Raw genomic sequence first — 20,420 nt, forward strand, 5'->3', positions numbered from 1 at the left:
AGGGTGGCCTCACAGCGCTCACGAGAGGAGGGTTCGATTCTGGCGGAGGGCTTCGTAAAGAACAAGAGCAACGGAGTTAGAAAGATTAAGGCTTCGAACCTCTCGTTGGGAAATCGGGATATAAAAGCAGGGTCCTGCCGAAAGGAGACGGGTGGGAAGGCCAAAAGTTTCCGAGCCAAAAACGAGAAAGTCTCCGGGCTGGAACTGCGCATCCCAGTACGGAAGGGACCCTTCTGTTTCAAAGAAAAGAAAGCGGGCTTGGGAGAATGTTTTTTGTAATTCCTCCCAGGATGACCAAAGGGAAAGATGAACCCAGGGCCAGTAATCCAAGCCCGCCCGCTTGAGGTAGCGATCGGAAAGGGCAAAACCTAGTGGGCCCACCAGATGCAGATGGGTGCCCGTTGCCGCACAAAGGCGGGCAATATTTCCCGTGTTGGGAGGGATCTGCGGGCGGTAAAGGACGATCGAAAACATGAGAGCTTGCCCAACCGAATGTCGAGATTCTTCTACCGAGGCGTTCTTTCGAAAGGCTACCCCTTCGGTCTATTGTCTCTTCTTCGGGTTCTTTCTTCCGGCGAAGGGTACAGGGCGTGGCAAAAATATAGCCCCCAGGGAGGAGCGGCGCCAAAAAGGGTATGTCCCCGGGGCTCGCGCAAGAGTTTCTGGACGCACAGGGGAGAAAGCTTTCCTTTCCCTATCCGGACAAGGGCTGCCGCGATCTTCCTTGCCATGTGATAAAGAAAACCGTCCGCCTGGACACGGATGACGATCCAGGGTCTTCTTTCCTCTAGGGTAAGGGAAAAGACGGTCCGGACAGTGTTGCGGACGGGTCGCCCCGTTGAGGAGGCAAACGACCCAAAGTCATGCGTGCCGACCAAAGTCGAGGCTGCTTGCTGCATGGGTTCGAGCTCCAGTGGGTGGGGGATGTGCCAGGCCCGCATCCACTCAAACGGATCCAGCACGGGGGCGTTCCAGATTCGGTACTCGTAGGTTTTGGCTCGGCAGTCGAAACGCGCATGAAACTCCGGCTCAACCCATTCCACGGCCATCACGCGGACATCTGGGGGAAGATGGTAGTTGAGGGCAAAAACCAATTTTTCGGGGGAAAGCTTCCCTGGGGCCGCAAACGAGGCAACCTGTCCCAGAGCATGGACTCCAGCATCGGTCCTTCCAGCGGCCGCTACCAAGATGGGGGCCTCCCAGATCCGCTGGATCGCCTCTTCCAAAACCGCTTGGACGGTTCGCCTTCCTTTTTGGCGTTGCCATCCAGAAAAAGCCGTTCCTACGTAGGCCAGCGTGAGCTTGTGCCCAAGAATCCCCTTACGCGAGTGTTCTCCGGCCACCCCTATCGGAAGAGGTACGACACGCCCAGAAGCGCACCGACTTGGTTTACGCCAACGTTTCGGGAATACAAACCGGCGTTAGAGATATGATGGTACATGCACTCCAACTGAATCGACCATTGTGGGTCAACCATAAACCGGAGCCCTCCACTGGCTTGAGGGGTAAATTCTACCGGACCACCGATTAGGCGCTGGGTGTGGTCTTCCCAGGCATCCGTGTAAACGATCCCCGCTCCAATCTGCAGATACGGCACAACCCACCAGCCAGGCTGAACGAAATTGTATCGGATGAGAGCTTCGGGCCCAATGACCACGTTTCCTGGTCCATGAAAAATACCACTTCCATATAGGTCAAGAAGCACCTCCCAGTTTCCCCTGTAAAAAGCGTCTCCCTGTGGGGTCGAGAGCATCCATCCAAACCGGAAAATAGCCGGCGCTTCGTTAAAAGCAGGGTGGTCGAAAAGCTCAAAAAGAACCCCCGAGTGGATCTCAGCTTCCATGGAACCTTCTTGGAAAAAGTCGGTTGGAGCGGTTGCCTCTAAAAGCTCTTTCGAACTTAAAACGCCTGCTAAGCCCTGGTTTGCTGCCCATCCAACGGCCAAAGCCATCCCGATTGCTAGCAAAAAACTCCTCGCGCGCATGAACTTGGTTTGTAATGGGATGGGGAAAAAATGCCAAATCATTTTTGGTGATGTTGGAGTAAAACGTTTTGTCATTGAGAGCACTATCCCTCTTCCCTCCTAAAGGCGATTTTCCCCACAGTTTTGCGCCTGCCTCTCTTCTAAGAATGTCTGTAGAATAATGGCGGCACTTACGCCGTCTTTTTTTTTCCTTCGCTTTTGGGATCGGCTCTTTCCCGGATAAAGGGCTTGAAGTTGCCGGAGGGCTTGTCGGGTCGTCCACCGCTCGTCCCTCAGTTCGACCCGTAGGGAAAGTTCGGCTTGTATACGAGAGGCAAAAAGAAGAACCCGATGGGCGGATGGGCCTACAGTCCCATTCATGTTTTTGGGCCAACCAATAAGAATTACTCCCACCTCATAACGTGCCGTGATTTGGCGCAGTTCCTCCAAGAACTTGGAAAAGGGTTCTGCCGGTAACGTGCCAAGCGGGGTTGCCAGAGTCCCAGTTGGGTCGCTTACGGCAAGACCGACCCGTTTTGAGCCATAGTCTAAGGCTAAGATGCGCATCGGTTTGTTTCCACAAAAGTGTAATCCCTAGGATCCTCAAACTCCAAGGAGAGAAAATGGAGAGATCTCTACCCTTTTCCTCTCGTTCCGGCCTCCTTGCAACGGTAGCCGCAAAAAAGGGCTTGGAAATCCCTCCGGTGTCCGTAGGTTTACAAAAGAAGCGATGGAGATGCGCAAAGCTGGACTGGCCCTTGCGCTCGTTGCGCTCTGGACAGTTTCCGGAGGCCAGTGGATGGCCTTGCAGGGGATTGCCTGGATGGGCATGCTAGCCCGTTACAGTACTGAGTTCGGGCTTAGCGAGGGCTTGCGCAAAACGTTTGATGGCAAACACCCCTGTACTCTTTGTCGCCGGATTTCCCAAGAGGGAGGGCATCACCAGACGCGCTTGTCCCAGCTGGCTTGGGAAAAACAGGCAGAGACATTGATTCCAGCACCGGTTACCCCGACTGTTGAAAAGGCTCGTCCCTCTTTGGAGCGGGTCGTTCCGAAAGCGTTTCTTTTTCTCACCCGTTCGGAGCCTCCTCCCGTACCGCCGCCTCGCGGGATAGCCCTTGACGATAGAGGGACCCAGGGGGCCACCGAATTTGGGTCGGAAAGCGCAAGGTGGGCGGCGCGATCCTGACGGGCTCCCTAGGGTTGCCTTAGATAGTGGGGGTGAGCTCCGTAGGAAGGTTGGCTCCCGCACAAAAGCTTGTCTTCCTACAATCGGCCAAGGGGCTCCAAAAAAGGGTGTCTATTCTTGCAATGAGCGCCGCCCGCAAAGGAGTAGATCATGAAGAAGCTTTTGAGACCGGATGAGGCGGCTCATCTTTTAGGTGTCAGCCGGTGGACGATTTATCGCTGGGTCGACGAAGGACGACTGCGTGCCGCAAAGGTGGGGCCAAGGTCGTTACGAGTTCTCAGCGAGTCGGTCGAGGAGCTTATTGAGCGGAATGCGACCGGACGCCGAGCTACTGCGTCAGGGATAGTGAAACTGCAGGGCCAAGCTTGCTAGGCTCTCAAGATTTTTCCCTGTCGTAACAGTTCCGGCTAGTAGAAAAAGGCTGCCGGGATGGGCCCATCGGCGTCTCCAAGGAACCTCAGAAAGAAAGAAGCCGCTGGGCGAGCCGGCAGCCTTTTTGCCATTGATCTTATCCGAAATGGCACTTCCATTGGGGAGAGGGATTGAGTTCCAAATGGCCCAAGCCCACGTGGTGGAACGGTAGACACACAGGACTTAAAATCCTGTGGGCCTGGAAAGGCCCGTGCGGGTTCGAATCCCGCCGTGGGCAGGAAAAGCGAACCCCCATGGAAGGTGGTTGAATGCCCCCAAAAAAATCCCGCTCCCTAAAATCCCTTTTGTCTAACTTGTCTGCTTGCTTTCCGTTTGGAACAGCTGGCCATTCTGACATCCAAGAGAGAAACCCGACATTTGAAAGACTTGCCCTCATGGCAGGCCATCCATGAGGCTAGCGGAAGGGAAAGCCTTGCTACCTTGTTGCTGTGGCACTCTTTTTCTCCTCTTTGGGGGTTGCTGACAGCGAAAAAGCGACACACAAGGTGATTTATGGCAGCATATGAGAATGAAGGTAAGTGTGTGGGCCAGGCGGCAGGGTGTTTTATAGAAGACATAGAAGACGGCTTGGCGGACGGAGAAGGAGGGGTGTTTGGTTCTTCCGGCAGAAGAGTTGCCAATTGGCACGGTGATGGTTCATAGGGAGTCTTCACAACCCGACGGCGTGGCTCTCTACGCGCGGGTGTGCAAGCGCGCATGAAAAAGCGGATGAAAGAAAGACCATTGGCCTCGGTTGTCTGAGTTGGCCTCGAACAAACCGTTTGCAGATCCTCAAGGCCGTCAAGGAGGTCGGCTTTTCGGGATGCTCTCCGATCCTGGAGGGATTGTTGGATAGGTCTACGATCCCGAAAGTGGGCATCATCCTGGTCGAGTAGTGGGACCGGCTGATGCGTTTCGGTTTCGAGTACCGGCAAGCGGGATGGGCCGCGCAGAGTCGATCGATCCTGATGATGGATCTTAATGAGACGACGGCCCATATCGTACGCGACCTGCACGAGGTCAGCGTTTCATCGTGTACCAGTTCTTACGAGAAGAAATCGGCGCAGAACCAGGCTAAAAAGGCGCTCGAGGCCATTCATGACTAAGCTCCCAAGTTTGACATAAGAGAGACGTTTGACGCTGACACTGGAAAAGATTTCGCGTCTGGACGCCCATGAGCCACTCTCCGGGCGGGTAGGGGCAGAGTTTGCTAGACGGGGGCTCGTGTTTCACTCACCCAGAGCAATTGATCCTTCCTTGCACCGTCTGGTTTGACTGCTCAAGGGTTTCATGGCCTCCGGGTCCCGAGCTCAAAGGAAAGATCGGTTCGATCCGCGAACGGCGGCCCGAGCTCATGGAGGAAGCTACGGAGCGGGCTCTGGAGAGCTGAAAAGCTGCTCCGTGAGCTCAAACAAAAGAAGCCCAGATCGAGCGTTCTGGACCGAAAAAGGGGGCTAGCCATCTAGCGGACCAAGCTTCACGCGCGCCTAGCCCATCGGCATTGCCGTGTGCGTGGGTGTCTCTTTCGGTTCGCGCCGCTTCTTCTCGTAAGGAGTTTTCCATGGAGGAAAAAGGGGTACGCCAGCCATACGGACGGAGGAATTGGCAGGCGGAGCGGAAGAGCCCGTTTTTTCCTGCTCGGGTCGAAGGACAAAACTGCCGGCAGCCAGTCCTGGCAAGCCACGGTATCCCCGGACGGGAGCCTACCGGCTTTGTGGTTGCGGTTGCCGGACGGATGGGGGAGCTCGAGCCAATATTTCGTTCTTACGGGCATCCGCTTGCGCTTACGACTAGGACGCGATCGTTCGGGTTCTCTCCGCCCCAGCCGGATGGTGAGGGCGCCAACCAAGAGGGGGAAACTCCTCCGGAAGCGAAAGGGATTTCCGCTTGAGCTACCGCTTCGTGCGGGAGCGGGAGGGGCAGCGAGTGCTTGCCAAGCGTCGAGGCGCGGACCCGTTTCCCTGGTGAAACGCCGCCTTGCCCGAGCGGTTGGCATCGAGATCAACCGAGGATCATTGCGGCTTAGGCCCAATGGACCGCTTCGACGCTCTGGGGGAGATCCGCGGTATCCGATTGAATCTCCATGGTAAAAGTGAAAAGGAGGCCGAAGCGATGGTTACTGATGCGTACAAAAAGGTTAGCCGGGCCTTGCGCCGAGGCGGATAAGGCGCTTGTGATCGAAGGGTTGAGTCTTGGTAAAAGGAAGGCTTGAGCTTGAGTCGCTGGATCGCTTCAGGGCCCGCTCGCTCTTTTCCTTCGCCTAGCGCCAAGGCGATTGCGATGGTGAAGTCGGCTTTTTGCTGCCGGAGTCGAGGGGATCGAAGTTGGACCCGGCCTACACTCCTCTGATCAGCGCGGTCAACCACGTGCGTCGTCATGGCATTACGTTCTTACCGGGGCCCGCTTTGGCGCCGTCGGCCGGGAAGGATTGGGTCTTTCCCAACGCGCGTCCGTGCGAGGGACAGTTGTCCCAACTCGCAATGGCGGTCGTATTCCTTTCATCCTACCCGCAAGGAATCGGACGAAACATGTGGGGTCGTTTCTATGGTGCAAGGTTCGGAAGAGACGGAAAGCGGCGCAAGGAGCGCGCATGTCCGGTCGGGAGGAAATCGACGGCCGTTGGCGCCTTGGGCCGCAAAAACGCGGCAGTAAGCTCCACCCGGGCTTTCCCGGTGAAACCCCGGCACGCAGGTTGTTGGCAGGGGTCTTGGGCCGGAGTGCCGGACGATCTTGCCTGGTAGAGGAATGGTTGTCTAGGGTTGTAGCAACGGTAGCGAAGAAGTGCGAGCTGGATGCCAATCCTATCCAAATGGCTTTCCTGCGGCTGGAAGAGGGTGGTGCTTTCGATCTCTCCATGGGAGAGTCGTTTGAGCAGAGGGATGGAACCAGCCAGGCTGACCACAACGCCTAAAGGGGGTCAACCTTCGCTCAAGGAGGGAGTCCTTGATTTTGCCGAAACGGTCGCGCAGTCCCTGGGGGCTATAGCTCCTTCCGTCACTCCGGCCCTAACCATCCCACTGATCTACCGGCTGGTAGGGCCAGCTACGTGGCTTGCTTTTCTTTTGGCAACTCTGGGAGTTGCTTGCCTCTGGAGTTGCTGCCTTCCTTTTGCATCGCGGTTAAAAGACTCTGGGTCTTTATACCGATTTGTTTCGGAAGGGCTTGGGCAAAAGGCGGGCGTCGCTACCGGTTGGATGCTTTCCTTCGGGTACCTGGGCGCGGTAGCTTCTCTCTGCTCAGGTGTACCTCTCTGTTTGGAATCCTTTGTAGGAGAAAGCCGAAACTTCTGGCAGAACCAGGTGCAAGCACAATGGGTGGTGTCCTTTACTGCTTTGCTTGCGGCTTGGTTTATGAGTTCTCGAAATGTCCAATTTTCCATTCGAAGTCTTCTGGCGAGCGAGCTTTTTTCCCTGGCCTGCATGGCCCTGGTTCTTGTCCAGGTGATCCGGGCCGCACCCGGGCCGCTGCCTCTTGAAAAGTTCTGGGAACCGACGCAGACCAACCGGCTGGGGTCGGGGGTTATGCTTGCGGTTCTTGCGTTTGCGGGCTTTGAAAGCGCTGCCTCGCTGGCAGTGGAAGCCAAGCGTCCCCAGCAATCGATCCCGTGGGCCATGGGTGTGAGTCTTTTCTCAGTAGGTGCCTTTTTTCTTTTTGCTTCCTACGCTTTGGTTTTGGGATTTTCGCTGCAAAAATCTCTCCCCTCCGATTCGACAATTCCCCTGGTTGGACTGGCTCGGCACCTTGGACTTGGATCACTCCAACCCGTCTTGCTATGCGGCCCACTGGTCAGCTCATTTGCTGGATCGATTGCCTGCTTCAATGCCGCCAGTCGTTTGTACTATGCGATGGCATTGGATGGATGGCTTCCCAGATGTCTGACGCACGTGCACCGCAAGCACGTGATCCCCGATCGGGCCCTGGGGCTAGGCGGGCTTTTGGTCCTTTCCGGTTTATCGTTTGGGTTTGTTGTGGGTGGTAATAGCTGGAGTCTTTTTGAATGGTTTGCCCTCCTTTCAGGCTACGGGTTTGTGGCGGCCTATCTTGGGGTGTCCTTGGCAGCCCTGCGAGTGCGGACCGGGGGCCGGGGACGAGGCCTCAGCAAGAGGATGGTGCAAGCTTTCGCTGTTGTCTTTGTGGCTGGGGTATTGTGGGGAAATGTCTTTCCTTTGGAGTTGGGTTCGGAACGTTGGGGTGCACTTCTCACCTTCCTTGGGGCTTTGGGTACCGGATGGGGAGGAAGTCTCCTTTTTAGGAGATCCATGGGAAAAAGGGTTGTGGGCTTTTCTAACCAAGGCGGAGCTTCCCCGTGAAAGACGAGCTATCCCTGGTGCGGGAAGGACTGAAAGGGTGGGCTTGGGGGTGGAAAGTTTGTGGCGCTTTGCTATCCTACTGTGACTTCAAAGTTGAGGCGAACTTTTGAGTCGAAGTACGGCAGGGTTAGGTATGGAGAGGGAAGTCGAGCAGGCAATCCGGCGGATTCGAAAGAGGCAGGAAAAACGGATGGGAATTACCCGACCCCCGTGCTATCCGGACGCGCTGGCCGCGGCGATTGAGGAGTGCCGGTCACGATTAGGGTTTGAGCTGCCCCAGTTTTACAGGGATTTTCTCCGCTTGACTAACGGTTGGACCGTAGGAGCAAGCTCCTTTTATTACGTTGTTGACCCGGACTCGCCTCTTGAGTGGCTTCGGGTCCCGGAGGGGTCTCTGGAGCTTTTCTGTGCCAACGAGGCTTGTCGAGCTTGTGGGATGGATCCCAAGCTTTTCGCCTTTGGTGACAATGAATTCATCCTGTACTGCTACGACACTCGCACTGGGCAATTTGAGTGGAGGGAAAAGTCAGGTCTGGAAAAACAAGTGGCCCGTTTCAATAGGGAGTGGGAATTTTTTCGACGGATCTTCGAAATGGAAGGAGAAGCATAAAGAGAAGCTCGCTTGACCTCTGGGAACTCGGGCTATTTGCTGGCGTCTGTTGCTGTGTCAGAGTCGGGTCACAGAAAAAAATGCCCGTAGGTCTTTGGCCGAGGCGTGCGCTCGCCTCTTTTCCCCTGAGCTTCCGAAAGAGCTTCCCGTGGAAAGATTCCTGGAAGACCCTTCTGGAAATCTTCCAAAGCCCAATTGACGTCTGCCCGAACCGTCCCTTTGGCGGAAAAAAAGCAGTATAATTTTTTTTCGGTTTTGGCGTTACTCGCCGCCACTGGCCCAACAGGCGCAGGAATGGCTGCATGGGTCTGGCCCATGATAAGGCTGGGGGGTCTTGAGGGAGTCCCGGGACGCCGTTCCTTGTGCCGGAGCGCGTGCCGGAGCTTCCAGTACGGTTAGGTCAGAAAGGCTTTTGGGGTCCTTCGGTAGCCAGAGTCCAGACTCTGTTCGAATACCGCTTGAATCGCCGGCGACTATTTTTTCTCCTCACCCTGGCCAACACGTGTCCTTCCAAAGGAAGAGCTTGCGCCCACCGCGGAAGGTACTGGAGGTGCCTTGTGTTCCTCGAGGGCTTTTGCCTTCCACCCTTGGCACTACTTCTTCCAACGCGGTCGTACCCTCTATTCATCCCTGCGGAGGACCTGAATCGACCTTCGGGAAGAAATCAAGCCCTTCTTGTGCTTGGAGACTGTCGTAAGGCGCCGGACTTCTCCCCCGCTTGAGCCCCGTACGGCGCGGACCCTGGTTCTGGTGGGACTTGTGTGCGGCGACGGGGCGGGTTTCCGGTTGTCCGGGCTTCTCTCCGTAACGAATCGAAAGTTCCTTCACCGGGGACCCGGTCAAGAAATGGCGCTCGATGGGGTCTCTCCAGCGAGCGAGGCTGATCCTGACCACTTTTTCCATGCGGCATCGAGGAGCCGTGGGTCCTGGAGGTGACCCTAAAACCCATGATCGATCGTACGTTAGAACGGCGACAATTGGTAAGAATAAGTGAGGGAACGCCTCTTGGCTATGCCCGCTGGGGGGCACAGAGAGGGTTTGTTTGGGAAATCTTAGAATCCTCCAGCTTCTGGGAAGGTACGCGGCAAGGTGGACGGAGGCTCTTCTCGCTTTTGAGAGTGCCGAAAGGCTTTTCTAGAATTCCTCTCTTGAGAGACCGGGGCGAAGGGAAAGCTTGTCGATCGGACAAAAAAGGATAACAAGCGCTTTTACCAGCCAGACCCGTCAAGCGGAATTTTGCTCTTTCCTTGCGGGGCAAAAGTCGTTATTGTGTTGGTATGCCGGATGAGACAACCACTGCTATTGTTTTTGCTACCGTTGTAGCTTTTGTACTGGTTGGGACTGCGGCTTTTGCGGCGATCGTGAGTCGGAAAGACCGAGAGGCCAGGCAGAAAGCCATGGCTCAAAAGCGGGCTCAGGAGCAGGCTCGATAGCACAGTGCTACGTGGGTGGTGCGGGTCTTCTGAGGGTCTGGCTAAGAAAAGTCGCAAAAGACCCAGGAGAAAAGCTTTGTGCGCTAATTGAGGAGCTGGTACCAGTTATTCCGGCGACGCGGGAGATACCCGGCTTCGCGGATCAATCGCTCGATTTCGTTTGCATCGAGCCGGTAAATAGTCCCCGCGCTAGCGACCACGTTTTCTTCGATCATCACGCTTCCAAAGTCGTTTGCCCCAAAAAAAAGTGCCAATTGCCCGATCTCCGGACCTTGGGTTACCCAAGACGATTGGATATTGTCAAAATTATCCAGATAAATCCTGGCTAGCGCCTGCATGCGCAAGTACTCTGCTGCACCCGTTTTTTCCATCGGCATCGCGGTCCGATCCGGTTGGAACGTCCAGCAAATAAACACGGTGAACCCACCCGTCTCATCCTGAAGGGACCGAATCTTATCTAGGTGCTCCACTCGATCTTCAAGGCCTTCCTTGTGACCAAACATCATCGTAGCACTGGATCGAAGACCCATGCGGTGGGCTATCCGCATGACCTCCAGCCACTCCTCCGAGCTACATTTGCGTGGCGCAATGGTTTTGCGGACAGAGTCCACAAGAATTTCTGCCCCCCCTCCAGGGATTGACCCCAAACCTGCTTCGCGGAACCGTTGCAGGACTTCCGCTACGCTCATCCGAAACACCTTAGCCAAATGCTGAAATTCAGGGGGAGAAAACCCATGAATATTGATGGTGGGGTGATGAACCCGGATGTGGTGCAGGAGACCCAGGTAGTAGTCAAGCCCCAGTTTGGGATGATGTCCCCCCTGGAGCAGGATCTGGACGCCCCCCAGCTCCTCCAGTTCACGAATCTTTTTGCTGATTTCCTCATAGGACAGGACGTAGGAGTCCGGATCCCTCTCCCTGCGGTAAAAGGCACAAAATCGGCAACCGACATTGCAGACATTGGTATAGTTGATGTTTCTTTCGATGATATAGGTTACGATTCGGTCCCCTTGACCTCCGTAAGCCTCTTTCTTTTTTTGGATGCGTCGCTGGTGGGCCAGTTCTCCCAGTTCGGGCAAAGGTAGGCGATAAAGCTCAAGCGCTTCCTCCTTGTCAATCCGTTCCCCGTTTAAAACCTTTTTCCGGATTTCGCAGAGGCTTTTCATTTGCCTGGGTCAGCTTTCCGCCTTCCTAAATCCATGTCAAGCTAGGCGTCTGGGGAAAAATTCCAAGCTTTCGAAGTTGAGAAAGAAAGCATTCAATTCCTGCGTGTTCCTGAGGTCCAAGTTCGTAATGGATGCAATGGCTTAAGTAGTCTCTTTCCTCGGCCACGTTGGTAATCTCATCAATCCGGGCTAGCCCCAAGTCTTTCGCTTCCCGTAAAAGATTGGCCAGCTGAGAAACACCGGAAACGTTTCGAACGGTCCACACGGCAAAGACAAAAGGATATCCTGTGATTTTGTTCCATACCTCCCCAAGATCGACCAGTTGCCTTGGTGGCCGCAAGGATCGCCGCACCGCTAAAGCGGGGTCCCCGATCCAAAGATGGGCATCGGAAATGGATTCTCTTGATACGTAACGAATTTCCCTGCCCAAAAATCCTTCCAGCCAAACTCGGACCAGAAGGGCCGAAGTCCGGGATGCGGGGTCTAAGGCAACGGTACGAACTTGATCCAAGGGCACCTCCAAAACAAGGATCACGCTGCGTACGGGTCCTCGGGCTCCGATACCCACCCCGTCGACCAAAAGGAAATCAGGGTGTTGGAACGCAAACACAATGGGAGCCAAAGCAGCGTCAACCTGTCGCTCTTGCAGGGCTTTACACAGCGCGTTAGGTGTGCCGCGGAAAACGACGGCGTGCTCAAGCGTCCATGTGAGAGGGCGGGCATTTAAGTAGGGAACGGAACCAAGGCGAAAAGGAAAACCCGAAGAAAAGCCGGCTTTCATGCGGTCTTGAGGTTTACGATGGGCACGGAGCAAGGCTCACGGTTTTTTTACGGTTCATTGCACCGAAACTCTATCTTTGGAAACGTTCTTTTGGGAATTCCCTTTTTGGCCAAGAAGCTTGTACTTCCGGTGCAACGCGCGGCTTCTTTTGCTTGGCGCCTTCTTTGCGTCTGACAATCGGTGACCACCCGGAATTCCTTAGCTCCCAAATTCTACCCCACGATCCAGGAGGCGGGAAGTTAGCCAACAGACGCTCCTCTATGGTCGCGGAAAACCGCAAACCGACGCGACAATTTGCCGCATTGTGGAGATTGGCAACTCGGCCGAGTTTTTCTGTCTTGGAATCCAAGCGAAGGCACGGGCACCCAACTGTGAGAAAAAGGTTCTTTAGAGGCTCAAGCCGGAACGGGGGGAGCGAAACCTCTTCCCTGGCCGGTACGGGTACTTTAGAGAACAGGCCCGGTGGCTTGTGTGCTTGGAGGAAGAAAAAGGAAGAAAAGCCTTGAAACATTCCCGCTGGGTAAGTGGGAAATCAAGGAGGCTTTGTTGGCAATGAGCAAACTCATGGAGGCTCCTATGATCCAATCTTTCACAAAACCCGGGTGGGCACGACAGGCAATCGTGTTCGCTCTATTTGTCGGTGCAGGCTTGCTTGGGAGTTCCCTTAGCGCGTATGGCGAGGAGGCTCACGAAAAGATGCCAGGAATGTCAGAGCAAGCACAGCCTACCCCATCTTCGGGCCACAAGACCAAAAAGGGGGCCAAAGGTGCTTGTTCCCATTGCAGTTCCAAGCATCACCGGTCCCACGCTTCCCAAAAAGCCTGCCGGTGTCCCAAGGAGTAGTTCCTTTTTGCCCCTAGCAAGCCTGCTGGCACAAGCAGGCTTGCTAGGGTGGCAGCCTTTGCTTTAAGAAAAAAAAAGCGAGGGTTTTCTCTGGGGAAACCGAGATGGTACAACTTTTCCTTAAGGGGGGCCCTGTCATGTGGCCCCTATTGATTTTATCCTTGGTGACGGTTGCGGTCATCGTGGAGAGGGTCCTTTTCATCGTCCGGGACCGGTTTCGAGAGGAACCCCAGACTTTGGCGCGAGTACTTTCCCTCATTGAGGAAGGAAAGACAGAACAGGCCTTACAACTGGGCAGGAAGAGCCGGGATCCACTGGTCGAGGTGGCGATGCGAGCCCTGGAGTATCCAGGGGGATCGGGCGTTCGCATTTTCCTGGAGGAAGCCATGGAAGCCCAGCTGCAAAAGCACGAACGAGGTTTAGTCATCCTTGATACAGCTGTCACGCTGGGGCCGCTCTTGGGACTCCTTGGGACCGTCACCGGGATGATGCGGGCCTTTGGAATGGTTGGCTCAACCGACTTGGCAGGACAACAAGCAGTGATCACAGGGGGTGTTGCTGAGTCTCTGATTGCTGTCTCTTTTGGACTTGTGGTTGCCATTGTCGCCATTGTGCCCCTGAACCTTTTTGGTGCCCGCGCCGAAAGGGTCCGCCGCAGGCTTGAGTCGGTTGCCTATCGCCTGGAAATAGCCCTCTCGAGGGAGCTTATGGGAAGAGAAATCCAGCCTGCCGGAGTTTCCATCTCGAAAGCGATCTCTTAGGTGAAAAGAAAATCATTTTGCTTGGGAGAGCTTTCTTCCCAAGCTTTAATGAACGGCAACCATGGTTGATAGTCCCCTGCGAGCTCGGGAGGGCCTTTTTGTCCTCCATCTTTTCTATGACTGGGATCGGACCGTTTGGGGGAGGTTGAGCCCCAAGGAAAAGGAAGTGGCCTGTGCCCGCCTGGGCGAGCGGCTAAAGGATTTTCGCTCGGGAGAGCAGTGCCAGGTTGTGTCACTAGCGTGCATCGGTCGGGCGGATGTGGGTTGGATCTTGTTGAGCCCGGAACTCCATTCTCTTCAGCAATTGGAGAAAGATCTCGAGAGGATTCCAGGCCCCGGTGTGTTGCGGCCTGTATATGCGTTTTTCTCCATGACGGAGCGCTCGGAATATCTTCCCACTGAGGAAGAAGTGGTTCAGGGTCTAGCAAACCGTGGGATTCCTCCGGGAAGTTCGCAGTGGGAGTCGGAACTGGCGGAGGCTCGGCAGCGGCAAAAGTATCTTACTGAGATGCGACTTTATCCCACCTTGCCGGATTGGCCGTTTGTCTCCTTTTACCCTATGCGCAAGAAACGGGTTCCCGGAGCTAACTGGTATGCCCTTTCCTTTGAGGAACGGCGAAAGCTCATGCAGGGTCATGGAAGCATTGGCCGGAAGTATCAGGGAAAGGTCCTGCAAATGGTCACCGGAGCGACCGGTTTTGAAGAGTGGGAATGGGGGGTCACCCTTTTTTCCCAGGACCCAGCCGAAATCAAATCGATTGTGTATGAAATGCGATTTGACCCTGTAAGCGCGTGGTACGGAGAATTTGGGCCGTTCTTTTGTGGCCTGCAGCTCCCTCTCCCAGATCTTTGGGTGCGTCTTGGTCTTCTTGGCTAAAAGTTCAACGACCTCCTTCTAGTCCAGGTTCCCAAACCATTTTCCAAGGAAATAGGTGACGACTGCCTCAAGAATGCCGACAAGGGTCATCTCCAGACCACTTGCCCACCAGGATCGGAGGGTGAGCAGGCTTTTGGCGGCACCGATAGCAAAGTGAGCGACGATGCTGACCGCAAAGGAAGTCGCTACTGCAAGGACACCAGGAAGAAAGAAAAACGGGACTAGCGGCACAAAGGCTCCCGAAGCTGTGGAAAGAAGGGCTGAAAAGCATGACACCCATGGGTTGGGAAGTTGGGACATTGTCAGTCCGAGCTCATTTTGGAGCATCATTTCTAGAAAAGCTTCCGGCTGCTGGGACATCTTTTCGGCCAGTTCTTGGGCCTGGTGGGGAGCCAGGCCTTGAAGCTCGTAAAAAAGACTGAGCTCTTCTTTTTCCTCTTGGGGGTTGGTGTGCAGCTCCTCCTTTTCCCTTGCAATTTCTGCCTCCATGAGTTCGCGCTGGCTCTTGGCCGCAAGGTAGGCGCCTGCCCCCATGGACAAGCTGGAAGCCAGCATACCAGCCAGTCCCGAAAGAATCACATAATGCTCCTGGTTGCCCGTCGCCCCGGCCATACCGGAAACGATTCCAAAGACCGCCCCCAAACCGTCGTTGGCTCCATAGACCGCATCGGCAATCCAGCTACCCCCTCTTTTGTGCCAGGGTTCCCGCCGGAGAATCCCTTGCAACCGCCGTTGAGTTTCGCTCTGGGTGGCCAGGGCATGTACGACGCCAGCATGGGTACGCTCCTCCTTGAGGATCTGTTCCCATACCTGCCGCGACGGGTGGGGTAACAAAGCTCGCGTATCTTCCCCAACGGCCGAGTCCTCTGCCAGTTTTCGTTCCCGAGCTTCCATTTCAAGCAAGGCTTGCTCCGGGCTAGTCCAACTCCACCGCCAGCCATACCAGAAGCGGAGCCCCGTTTCCCAAAGAATGGGTACCTTCGCACCCAGTTTTTCCAATTGTTCTCGACACCGCGTTGCATGCGACCGCTCAATTTCGGCAAGTCGCTGGAAGATTTCCCGCCTCCGGGAATGAGGCTCTCGCTTGGCGAGAAGCTCGTAGATCCGGGCATTTTCCATTTCCAAACGCCATTGTTCCGTCCAAATCCTGACCGCAACGTTCTTGCCGGTGCTCGACTCAGGCTTTTTCTTCATGGAAAGTGTTTGCTCCTTCCAAAGCCGTCCTTTTGTCTTCCCTTGGTTGCTATCCCATGGCAACTATGGTCTTTGCGCCAATGGATCGATCGGAAAAGCTATCCAAGAAGCCTTTGACTCAGTCCCGGCAGTCCTCGGTCAACGGGCTTCCTTACCTAGGGCGTCCGCCGTTTAGAAAGATCGTACTTCAAAAGATTCCCGTTGTCTCGACTCGCATGGACGCTGGGCGAAAACATCCTTGGTTGCCGTATGTCTCCTGCCTGGGGGCTGGCTTCCTTTTCCTTGTGCTCCTTGGTCTGGCTTTTGGGATTTTCCTCCCACTCCCGCCCAGTCTCGATAATCCCCTTACCAACCAAAGGGGATCCGGTTCGGACACCAACGCAAGAGCTAGCTCTTCGCTGACCCTTCGCGTTCCCCTTTCGCTGGTTTCTCCCTGGCTCATCCGAGCCACCATCGCAGCGGAGGATCGCAACTTCTGGAAGCATCATGGCGTAGATTTCTGGGCGACCCTCCGCGCCCTGCGGGATGCGCTCCGCTACGGAAAAGCAGTCTCAGGGGCCTCTACGATTACGCAGCAGTTAATTAAGATTAGTGAAAACCCTCCCAGACCGAGAACGTTGCTGACCAAACTTCGGGAAATGATCCTTGCAGTTCGCCTTGAGTGTCGATGGACGAAAGAACGGATTTTAGAGGAATACCTAAACCGTCTTTATTATGGCAATGACCAGATAGGGTGCGCGGCGGCGGCTCGATTCTACTTTGGGAAAGACGTCGGGCGATTGACGGCTGCAGAAGCTGCCCTACTGGCAGGCATTCCTCAAGCTCCTGCTCGTCTTAATCCCTACGTTCACTGGGAAAGGGCTCGGAGACGGCAGCGATGGATTTTGGGACAAATGCTGGCCCACCAATTCCTCTCGCAGGAACAATACCGCAGGGCTTTGGGGGAGACGGTCCAGTTGCTCCCCCATGAGCTCGGTGGATCTCTCCGCGGGTCTCGCCAGCCCTTGAGAGGGCTGGGTGCGCTAAGGTGATTCAAGGGAAAACGGAGCAATTCCCTTTTGCTCCCACCTTTCCCCCAAAACGGGAGGCCAGCTTGCCGGGTTGGCGAACGATCTCCCAGGGCAGTCAGGTCAGAAGAGCTACGGGGAGAAGTGTTTAGGAAAAAAGTCCACAAGAAGCGCCCTATCCCTATCGTTTACCCGATAGAAAAAGTTGCACGACTTGCTGGGGTTTCCCATGCTTGAGTCCATGGCTCGGGTGGTTCTTTATGTCAGAACAGGGTGTCCTTGGTGCGCGGAGGTGGAAAAAATTTTGGATCGATATGGCCTTTCCTATGACCGGGTGGATATTCTTCGCAACCCCCAGGGTGGTCGAAGACTTGCCAAGATGATTGGCAAGGCGAAAACACCTGCCCTGGAGTGGGACGATGAGGTGTTAGCGGCGTTTAGCGAAGCGGAGCTCAAAAGCTTCTTGGAATTACGGGGAATCGTTTGAGTGGGTGACGGATGAGAGGAGTGCCCGCGGGGATCGGGTCTCCAAAGACAAGAATAACGATGGCAGCAAAAACCGAGCGAGTCAGTCGCCTTTTATCCAGTCAGCCAGGAAACGGCGGTTGGGATCCACGATATCGAGTGTTTTTCCAGCTGTTGGAACAGTCCCGTTACTATGAGGCCCACGATGTTCTGGAAGATCTCTGGTTACAACGGCGCAAAGAACCGGACGGCAACTTTTACAAAGCGCTGATTCAAGTAGCTGGTGCGTTTGTCCATGCGACAAAAGGAAGATGGGAACCTGCTCGAAAACTCCTAGTCCTTGCTTCGGGCTATTTTGCCCAGTATCCAGCCATGGTGGCGGGTCTTCCCCCGCAAGAGCTTGCACGCTGGTGCCGGAATACGGCTCAGGACTGGCAGGATAACCCGCCAGTGGATTTGCCACCTTTTCCCTTCTTGCCGGAAGGGCCCCCACCGTCCCCAGCTCCTCAGCAGGCACAGGTGTCCGGCTAGGCGGGTGGTAAGACTGTTCCCTCGCGAATTTTGTCCAGGATTTCCCGCAGCGATTGTCGCTCCATCGGGTCCAGGTAATCGATGAAAAGCCTTCCCATTAGGTGATCCCATTCATGCTGGATCACGATGGACAGAAACCCGGAAGCCTCAAAGACCAGAGGTCTTCCCTCAAGATCTTGACACCGCACCAGCACCCGGCGGGCACGGGGGACGGTCAGTCGTAGACCAGGGAAGCTTAAGCAGCCTTCTTCAGAAGGCTCTTTACTTTTGGTTAATTCCAACTTCGGGTTGATGAGAACCAGAGGCATCCAATCGGCAACGGGAATTTTCTTGCCGTCAGCAATGAAACTGGAGGGCCGATCGGTTACCCCCCGGACGTCAATCACGGCTACTTGCAGGGCCACGCCGACCTGCTGTGCTGCCAAGCCCACCCCTTTATGGGCGTGCATGGTCTCAACCATATCCTGCGCGAGTCGCCGCAAGGTATCGTCGAAGCGCTGGACTGGTTCCCCCTTTTTCCGAAGGATCGGATTTCCGTAAAGGACGATGGGTAAAATCACGGTCGTTGTGGTTCTTCTTGGGTAATGGTAGGCAACGCAGCGATACCCGCAAATTTTGCGGCGTCCATCACGTGCACGATCGTTTGGAAGGGTGCCCGTTTACTTGCCTTTAAGACGAACTGGCAGGTAGGATCTCGCGCCCTCCGCTCTTTGAGCTCGGGACCCAAGCGGTCAGGTTCAATCGGCGTGTCGTTAAGGAAAATTCGCTCATCGGCGGTCACATAGATGACAACCGGTGCGTCCATGGGAGAAAATTTGGCTTGGCCCGAACGGGGTAGTTCGATTTGAACGACCGGCTCTTCTTTTCGAAAGGTAGTGGTGACAACAAAAAAGATGAGCACAATGACAAGGATATCGATAAGCGAGACGATGTTAACGACAGGGACCCGGCGCTTCCGTGGGAAAAATCGCATGGTCCGTTTTCCCTTTCTTCTGGTTCTTGTGGTGAGCAAAAGGTGGTGAAAAGCAATTCCAGCCCAAGCAACCGCCGATTAGAAGCGGGCAACAGCACCTTCTCCGTAGAGCTTTGCCAGAAGTTCTAGGCAAAGGTCCTCAAGCTCAACCGAGTAGAGTTCGACCCGTCTTGAGTAGATACTGTGGGCTACCAGGCAGGGTACAGAGACTCCAAGCCCGAGAAGCGTGGTATGAAGTGCCTCGGAAATCCCCCGCGCAATCATGCCTCCTTGGCTGCTCAGCCCCTGTTCTCCAACCTGTCCAAAAATCGTGATCAGCCCGGAAATCGTTCCCAGTAGTCCAAGGAGAGGTCCAATACCCACAATGATCTCTAGGACCACAAGCCCCCTCTCCAAGCGAGCGATTTCAGCTCGAGCTTTTGTTTGAAGGGCTTCCGCGTTTTCAAATTTGGATAGTGCCAGGTTGCGCAGGGATGCAAGGACCAGTCTTTCCAGAACACTTTTTTCCCTCGCGCATAGCTCTTCCAGTGCGCCAAGCGTGCGGGCCGATCCAAGCTCCGAAATCGCTTGGGCTACTTCACTCGGAACTACCTGGCCGCGGCGAAGGGAAAAGGCTTTTTCCAAGATGATGGCAACCGCTACCACGGAACATCCCACAACCAGATAACTAAAGACGCCCCCTGCCTCTAAGAAGCGACCCAAGGGTCCCCAAGCTTCCAGAAGGAGATTCATGGCTCTTATTAGGTATTGCCCATCCGGGCCTCTTGCCCCTTCCCTTTTTTAGACTATCCGGCTTCGATCGAGTGGAAAGAAGATTTCCGTAACGAGCACTCCTAATAGATGGTAAAGCTGCACTCTTCCCAGAACCCATCTCCTACCTGTCTTTTCAAACTTTCGGAAAACGGCTCCATGGGAAAAGCTTTCCGGATGGATTGTAGGGAAATCGCCCGCAGAACGGCAGTCTCCCCGCTTTCCGTCATTACCGAAAGGTCTCGAACCGTCCCGTCGGCGGTCACATAAAATTTAATCCGCACGGTTCCCAAAGCCAGAAGGGTCATATTTTGGTCGACTAACCAATACCATGCCGAGCCGATTGCGCGATACATCTTGGCTTTGTACCGCCCCAGTTCGGTTTCCGCGGCTTCGGGAGAGGAGGGACCGATCTCTGCGGTTCGACCTCCATGGATCTCCCTTCGATAGCGTTCCTGAGTCCGGACGGATCCGGGCGATCCGGTAGCTGGTTGCTGCCAGCGGAACGTTTCTTGGGATGAACTGTTGGAAGATTGGCGTTCAGGGGCGCGTCGTTCGGGTCCGACCCCGGGAGAGGGCGCTTGGGAAGGAGAATCCGCACGAACAACAGGGAATTCCGCGTTCTCGAAGGTTTCTTTGCGGGGAGGACGGGTGCTGGGAGCTTCTCTGGGATTCGCCGTTGCTTGCGCTTGGCTTTTTCCATTTTGGGGAAGATTTCGGTCCATGGGAGACCCCTGAGAGCTAGGCGACCGACTGGATTGCCCGGGGTGGGTTCGCGTTGGAGGAATATCGACATACTGAATGCCGGCCTTGGGGTGGCCGCGCATTTCGGGAAGGGCTGATTGAGGGTCTTTTCCCGGAGCTTCACTTTGGAGCCTCGTCGAGCGGTCCGATTCTAAAGGAGTTTCCTTTTTTGGAGTAAGCCTTTGCGGTTGCCAGGACTCCGTTGGAACAAAGAACTTCTGTGGGAGGGAGTCAGGCGGTGTGGAAAAAAGCGTCAATTTCGGAGGCGACACCCTGTGGCCAGCTCTTTGCGCAGGCAGGGTTCCTTTGAGCGGGATGAGCTGGGCCAGCGGAAAGAGGGTGAGATGAAACAAAACGGAGATTACAAGGAAGGGAAGAAAGCGAGAGCTTTGCCGCCGAGTGGAAAGCATGC

25 protein-coding genes and 1 tRNA gene are annotated in these 20,420 nt (G+C 55.1%); 14 read left to right on the top strand and 12 right to left on the bottom strand.

The window, feature by feature from the left end:
• Nucleotides 1-18: 18 nt before the first annotated feature.
• The 4 genes from KK925_RS07710 to ruvX form a co-directional block, all read right to left on the bottom strand.
• On the bottom strand, nt 19-474 hold the full coding sequence (locus KK925_RS07710) for a tRNA (cytidine(34)-2'-O)-methyltransferase (RefSeq protein ID WP_174582208.1): 456 nt from the start codon (nt 472-474) through the stop codon (nt 19-21).
• A gap of 56 nt (nt 475-530) precedes the next feature.
• Nucleotides 531-1,343 carry a tRNA pseudouridine(38-40) synthase TruA gene (gene truA, locus KK925_RS07715; RefSeq protein WP_236027884.1) on the bottom strand — a complete coding sequence of 271 codons (813 nt, stop codon included), beginning with the start codon at nt 1,341-1,343 and terminating at the stop codon, nt 531-533.
• 2 nt (nt 1,344-1,345) lie between these two features.
• Entirely contained in the window at nt 1,346-1,984 is a 639-nt protein-coding gene (locus tag KK925_RS07720) for an acyloxyacyl hydrolase (protein ID WP_174582209.1), read from the bottom strand.
• Nucleotides 1,985-2,083: 99 nt separating this feature from the next.
• The gene (ruvX, locus tag KK925_RS07725; protein ID WP_174582210.1) at nt 2,084-2,530 is read right to left on the bottom strand and encodes a Holliday junction resolvase RuvX; all 447 of its coding nucleotides are present in this window, start codon (nt 2,528-2,530) and stop codon (nt 2,084-2,086) included.
• A 163-nt stretch (nt 2,531-2,693) separates the two neighbouring features.
• On the opposite strand from ruvX, the gene KK925_RS07730 reads away from it, so the two are divergent.
• From KK925_RS07730 to KK925_RS07765, 8 genes are all read left to right on the top strand, one after another.
• Nucleotides 2,694-3,152, top strand: a complete 459-nt coding sequence (locus tag KK925_RS07730) for a hypothetical protein (protein WP_174582211.1) — start codon at nt 2,694-2,696, stop codon at nt 3,150-3,152.
• A gap of 150 nt (nt 3,153-3,302) precedes the next feature.
• Nucleotides 3,303-3,524, top strand: a complete 222-nt coding sequence (locus KK925_RS07735; RefSeq protein WP_214096412.1) for a helix-turn-helix transcriptional regulator — start codon at nt 3,303-3,305, stop codon at nt 3,522-3,524.
• Nucleotides 3,525-3,714: 190 nt separating this feature from the next.
• Nucleotides 3,715-3,801 (top strand) — tRNA-Leu (locus KK925_RS07740).
• Between the two features lie 670 nt (nt 3,802-4,471).
• Nucleotides 4,472-4,669 carry a hypothetical protein gene (locus tag KK925_RS07745; protein WP_214096413.1) on the top strand — a complete coding sequence of 66 codons (198 nt, stop codon included), beginning with the start codon at nt 4,472-4,474 and terminating at the stop codon, nt 4,667-4,669.
• A 455-nt stretch (nt 4,670-5,124) separates the two neighbouring features.
• Nucleotides 5,125-5,454, top strand: a complete 330-nt coding sequence (locus KK925_RS07750) for a hypothetical protein (RefSeq protein WP_174582212.1) — start codon at nt 5,125-5,127, stop codon at nt 5,452-5,454.
• A gap of 699 nt (nt 5,455-6,153) precedes the next feature.
• The gene (locus KK925_RS07755) at nt 6,154-6,474 is read left to right on the top strand and encodes a hypothetical protein (protein WP_174582213.1); all 321 of its coding nucleotides are present in this window, start codon (nt 6,154-6,156) and stop codon (nt 6,472-6,474) included.
• The gene (locus KK925_RS07760) at nt 6,443-7,873 is read left to right on the top strand and encodes an APC family permease (RefSeq protein WP_174582214.1); all 1,431 of its coding nucleotides are present in this window, start codon (nt 6,443-6,445) and stop codon (nt 7,871-7,873) included. The genes KK925_RS07755 and KK925_RS07760 overlap by 32 nt, the downstream gene beginning before the upstream one ends.
• Before the next feature lie 106 nt (nt 7,874-7,979).
• Nucleotides 7,980-8,483, top strand: a complete 504-nt coding sequence (locus tag KK925_RS07765; protein ID WP_174582215.1) for a YrhA family protein — start codon at nt 7,980-7,982, stop codon at nt 8,481-8,483.
• 68 nt (nt 8,484-8,551) lie between these two features.
• On the opposite strand, the gene KK925_RS07770 is transcribed toward KK925_RS07765, so the two are convergent.
• Nucleotides 8,552-8,800 (bottom strand): hypothetical protein, encoded by a 249-nt coding sequence (locus KK925_RS07770; protein WP_174582216.1) that lies wholly within the window; start codon nt 8,798-8,800, stop codon nt 8,552-8,554.
• 960 nt (nt 8,801-9,760) lie between these two features.
• Between KK925_RS07770 and KK925_RS07775 the strand changes: the two genes are divergently transcribed.
• A complete protein-coding gene (locus KK925_RS07775) occupies nt 9,761-9,916 on the top strand; it encodes a hypothetical protein (RefSeq protein ID WP_174582217.1) in 156 nt (51 codons plus the stop codon).
• An 83-nt stretch (nt 9,917-9,999) separates the two neighbouring features.
• On the opposite strand, the gene mqnC is transcribed toward KK925_RS07775, so the two are convergent.
• Both mqnC and KK925_RS07785 read right to left on the bottom strand, forming a co-directional pair.
• The gene (mqnC, locus tag KK925_RS07780) at nt 10,000-11,082 is read right to left on the bottom strand and encodes a cyclic dehypoxanthinyl futalosine synthase (protein WP_174582218.1); all 1,083 of its coding nucleotides are present in this window, start codon (nt 11,080-11,082) and stop codon (nt 10,000-10,002) included.
• Between the two features lie 25 nt (nt 11,083-11,107).
• A complete protein-coding gene (locus tag KK925_RS07785; RefSeq protein ID WP_174582219.1) occupies nt 11,108-11,863 on the bottom strand; it encodes a menaquinone biosynthetic enzyme MqnA/MqnD family protein in 756 nt (251 codons plus the stop codon).
• A gap of 947 nt (nt 11,864-12,810) precedes the next feature.
• On the opposite strand from KK925_RS07785, the gene KK925_RS07790 reads away from it, so the two are divergent.
• Nucleotides 12,811-13,467: a MotA/TolQ/ExbB proton channel family protein gene (locus KK925_RS07790; RefSeq protein ID WP_174582220.1), complete on the top strand. Its 657-nt coding sequence runs from the start codon at nt 12,811-12,813 to the stop codon at nt 13,465-13,467.
• A 61-nt stretch (nt 13,468-13,528) separates the two neighbouring features.
• Nucleotides 13,529-14,344, top strand: a complete 816-nt coding sequence (locus KK925_RS07795; RefSeq protein WP_174582221.1) for a chlorite dismutase family protein — start codon at nt 13,529-13,531, stop codon at nt 14,342-14,344.
• A gap of 18 nt (nt 14,345-14,362) precedes the next feature.
• On the opposite strand, the gene KK925_RS07800 is transcribed toward KK925_RS07795, so the two are convergent.
• A complete protein-coding gene (locus KK925_RS07800) occupies nt 14,363-15,538 on the bottom strand; it encodes a VIT1/CCC1 transporter family protein (RefSeq protein WP_174582222.1) in 1,176 nt (391 codons plus the stop codon).
• Between the two features lie 56 nt (nt 15,539-15,594).
• On the opposite strand from KK925_RS07800, the gene KK925_RS07805 reads away from it, so the two are divergent.
• The 3 genes from KK925_RS07805 (at nt 15,595) to KK925_RS07815 (ending at nt 17,541) form a co-directional block, all read left to right on the top strand.
• Entirely contained in the window at nt 15,595-16,569 is a 975-nt protein-coding gene (locus KK925_RS07805) for a biosynthetic peptidoglycan transglycosylase (protein ID WP_174582223.1), read from the top strand.
• A 181-nt stretch (nt 16,570-16,750) separates the two neighbouring features.
• On the top strand, nt 16,751-17,032 hold the full coding sequence (locus KK925_RS07810; RefSeq protein ID WP_214096414.1) for a glutaredoxin family protein: 282 nt from the start codon (nt 16,751-16,753) through the stop codon (nt 17,030-17,032).
• Nucleotides 17,033-17,091: 59 nt separating this feature from the next.
• Nucleotides 17,092-17,541: a DUF309 domain-containing protein gene (locus KK925_RS07815; protein ID WP_174582224.1), complete on the top strand. Its 450-nt coding sequence runs from the start codon at nt 17,092-17,094 to the stop codon at nt 17,539-17,541.
• On the opposite strand, the gene def is transcribed toward KK925_RS07815, so the two are convergent.
• The 4 genes from def to KK925_RS07835 form a co-directional block, all read right to left on the bottom strand.
• Nucleotides 17,538-18,101 (bottom strand): peptide deformylase, encoded by a 564-nt coding sequence (gene def / locus KK925_RS07820; protein WP_174582225.1) that lies wholly within the window; start codon nt 18,099-18,101, stop codon nt 17,538-17,540. The two genes, KK925_RS07815 and def, sit on opposite strands and share 4 nt — an antisense overlap.
• Nucleotides 18,098-18,514, bottom strand: a complete 417-nt coding sequence (locus tag KK925_RS07825; protein WP_174582226.1) for an ExbD/TolR family protein — start codon at nt 18,512-18,514, stop codon at nt 18,098-18,100. Before KK925_RS07825 ends, def begins: the two co-directional genes overlap by 4 nt.
• Before the next feature lie 78 nt (nt 18,515-18,592).
• Nucleotides 18,593-19,246, bottom strand: a complete 654-nt coding sequence (locus tag KK925_RS07830) for a MotA/TolQ/ExbB proton channel family protein (RefSeq protein ID WP_174582227.1) — start codon at nt 19,244-19,246, stop codon at nt 18,593-18,595.
• A gap of 101 nt (nt 19,247-19,347) precedes the next feature.
• A complete protein-coding gene (locus KK925_RS07835; protein WP_174582228.1) occupies nt 19,348-19,989 on the bottom strand; it encodes an energy transducer TonB in 642 nt (213 codons plus the stop codon).
• Between the last annotated feature and the right edge of the window lie 431 nt (nt 19,990-20,420).

The organism is Candidatus Methylacidithermus pantelleriae (genome assembly GCF_905250085.1).
Taxonomy (GTDB): domain Bacteria; phylum Verrucomicrobiota; class Verrucomicrobiia; order Methylacidiphilales; family Methylacidiphilaceae; genus Methylacidithermus; species Methylacidithermus pantelleriae.

Coding starts and splice junctions, on each gene's coding strand:
- KK925_RS07785 (WP_174582219.1), bottom strand. CDS start 11,863: ATGAAAGCCGGCTTTTCTTCGGGTTTTCCTTTTCGCCTTGGTTCCGTT.
- KK925_RS07720 (WP_174582209.1), bottom strand. CDS start 1,984: ATGCGCGCGAGGAGTTTTTTGCTAGCAATCGGGATGGCTTTGGCCGTT.
- KK925_RS07735 (WP_214096412.1), top strand. CDS start 3,303: ATGAAGAAGCTTTTGAGACCGGATGAGGCGGCTCATCTTTTAGGTGTC.
- KK925_RS07755 (WP_174582213.1), top strand. CDS start 6,154: ATGTCCGGTCGGGAGGAAATCGACGGCCGTTGGCGCCTTGGGCCGCAA.
- ruvX (WP_174582210.1), bottom strand. CDS start 2,530: ATGCGCATCTTAGCCTTAGACTATGGCTCAAAACGGGTCGGTCTTGCC.
- KK925_RS07750 (WP_174582212.1), top strand. CDS start 5,125: ATGGAGGAAAAAGGGGTACGCCAGCCATACGGACGGAGGAATTGGCAG.
- KK925_RS07710 (WP_174582208.1), bottom strand. CDS start 474: ATGTTTTCGATCGTCCTTTACCGCCCGCAGATCCCTCCCAACACGGGA.
- KK925_RS07795 (WP_174582221.1), top strand. CDS start 13,529: ATGGTTGATAGTCCCCTGCGAGCTCGGGAGGGCCTTTTTGTCCTCCAT.
- KK925_RS07745 (WP_214096413.1), top strand. CDS start 4,472: ATGCGTTTCGGTTTCGAGTACCGGCAAGCGGGATGGGCCGCGCAGAGT.
- KK925_RS07775 (WP_174582217.1), top strand. CDS start 9,761: ATGCCGGATGAGACAACCACTGCTATTGTTTTTGCTACCGTTGTAGCT.
- KK925_RS07800 (WP_174582222.1), bottom strand. CDS start 15,538: ATGAAGAAAAAGCCTGAGTCGAGCACCGGCAAGAACGTTGCGGTCAGG.
- KK925_RS07835 (WP_174582228.1), bottom strand. CDS start 19,989: ATGGACCGAAATCTTCCCCAAAATGGAAAAAGCCAAGCGCAAGCAACG.
- KK925_RS07770 (WP_174582216.1), bottom strand. CDS start 8,800: ATGGGCCAGACCCATGCAGCCATTCCTGCGCCTGTTGGGCCAGTGGCG.
- KK925_RS07805 (WP_174582223.1), top strand. CDS start 15,595: ATGGCAACTATGGTCTTTGCGCCAATGGATCGATCGGAAAAGCTATCC.
- mqnC (WP_174582218.1), bottom strand. CDS start 11,082: ATGAAAAGCCTCTGCGAAATCCGGAAAAAGGTTTTAAACGGGGAACGG.
- KK925_RS07825 (WP_174582226.1), bottom strand. CDS start 18,514: ATGCGATTTTTCCCACGGAAGCGCCGGGTCCCTGTCGTTAACATCGTC.
- KK925_RS07815 (WP_174582224.1), top strand. CDS start 17,092: ATGGCAGCAAAAACCGAGCGAGTCAGTCGCCTTTTATCCAGTCAGCCA.
- KK925_RS07830 (WP_174582227.1), bottom strand. CDS start 19,246: ATGAATCTCCTTCTGGAAGCTTGGGGACCCTTGGGTCGCTTCTTAGAG.
- KK925_RS07790 (WP_174582220.1), top strand. CDS start 12,811: ATGGTACAACTTTTCCTTAAGGGGGGCCCTGTCATGTGGCCCCTATTG.
- KK925_RS07730 (WP_174582211.1), top strand. CDS start 2,694: ATGGAGATGCGCAAAGCTGGACTGGCCCTTGCGCTCGTTGCGCTCTGG.
- KK925_RS07760 (WP_174582214.1), top strand. CDS start 6,443: ATGGAACCAGCCAGGCTGACCACAACGCCTAAAGGGGGTCAACCTTCG.